Annotated in this window: 2 protein-coding genes; both read left to right on the top strand. The window is 55.6% G+C overall.

Annotation, left to right across the window (positions count from 1 at the left end):
* Positions 1-384, top strand: a 384-nt coding sequence (tssE, locus tag J5224_RS27715; protein ID WP_264628345.1) for a type VI secretion system baseplate subunit TssE, incomplete at its 5' end; no start/stop codon positions are given.
* Between the two features lie 18 nt (positions 385-402).
* On the top strand, positions 403-1411 hold a 1009-nt coding region (tssF, locus tag J5224_RS27710), incomplete at its 3' end, for a type VI secretion system baseplate subunit TssF (RefSeq protein ID WP_264628344.1).

The raw sequence follows: 1411 nt of genomic DNA, 5'->3' as shown, positions 1-1411 counted from the left end.
GATCGTATTCGGGGGGAGACGCAGCGCGCCTCCCCTGAAACGGAGCTTGAGACACTGATTTTGTCCATCAAACGCCAGTTGGACAACGTGCTCAATACCCGTCCGGGCAATTGCCGCAGTGCACCTGAGTTGGGCGTGATTGATTTCAATGACGCGACGCAGGGGGGGGCAGATATCTACGGCAAAATTTGCGAAGCGATCCGGCAGTGCATTTGCCGCTTTGAACCGCGCATTGTGCATGTGGACATCCTCGACTCGGGTTCGTTATCGAATCCTTTGGAGATGTCATTTCAGGTGACCGCTCACGTCAAGCTGGACGACTTGGAGCAGGTCACTTCGTTCAACATTCACATGGATAACCACCGCCATTACCGAATGGTCTGACCCTGTCATTGAGGCGTTATGTCATTGGAACAGTTTTTCAGGGATGAGTTGACCTTCTTGCGCTTGCAAGGGCGTGAATTCGCCAAGGCCCATCCTGAGCTTACGCGCTTTTTGTCCGAGCAGACTACGGACCCGGATGTCGAGCGGTTGCTCGAAGGGTTTGCCTTTCTGACCGGAAGCCTGCGCGCCAAGCTGGAGGATGAGTTTCCCGAACTGACTCACGGTTTGCTGGGCATGCTGTGGCCGAACTATCTGCGCCCGGTGCCGAGCATGACCATCATGCAGTTTTCGGTGCTGCCTGGGGCGCTGGCACAACCTGCTTTCGTGGCCGGAGGGTGTGAGCTGGATAGCTTGCCGATGGACGACGTGGTGTGCCATTTTCGAACCTGTCATGACGCGTGGATTTACCCGGCGGACATTCGCCACATCAATGTACAAAGCGGCAACGATCTCTCCACCATCACCGTTGATATCGCGCTGCATGGCCCGCAGTCGCTGCAACAGTTGCAATTGGACAAGCTGCGCTTTTACCTCGGCGGCGATACCTATACCGCCTCTGAGCTCTATTTCTGGCTTGCCAGTCAACTGTCGCACATTGAGCTGGAGGTAGCAGGACAGCGTTTTCGCCAGGAGGCGAGCGCGCTGAAGATGGTCGGCTTTGAGCGCGAAGACGCGCTGCTGCCGTACCCCGGTAATGTCTACTCCGGTTATCGCATTTTGCAGGAGTATTTCTGCTTTCCAGAAAGCTTCCAGTTTTTTGAACTGTCCGGCGCCCATTGGCCCGATTTGCCGCTGACGCTTACCTCGTTCCAACTGCATTTCTGCTTCGATCGTCCATTGCCAGCCGAACTGAAGATCCGATCGGACGCGTTTCTGCTCAACTGTGTGCCCGCCATTAACCTGTTTCAGCATGACAGCGAGCCTATCAACCTAAGCGGCCGTCAGACGGAGTATCCGCTCAAAGCCAGTTTCCGCCATGCTGACAGCTTCGAAATTTTCTCGGTGGATAACGTGGAAGGGTGGGTGG

The sequence above is a fragment of the Candidatus Symbiopectobacterium sp. NZEC135 genome (assembly GCF_025962695.1).
The sequence above is the reverse complement of the archived record's forward strand: the minus strand, read 5'-3'. Positions and strand labels throughout refer to the sequence as shown.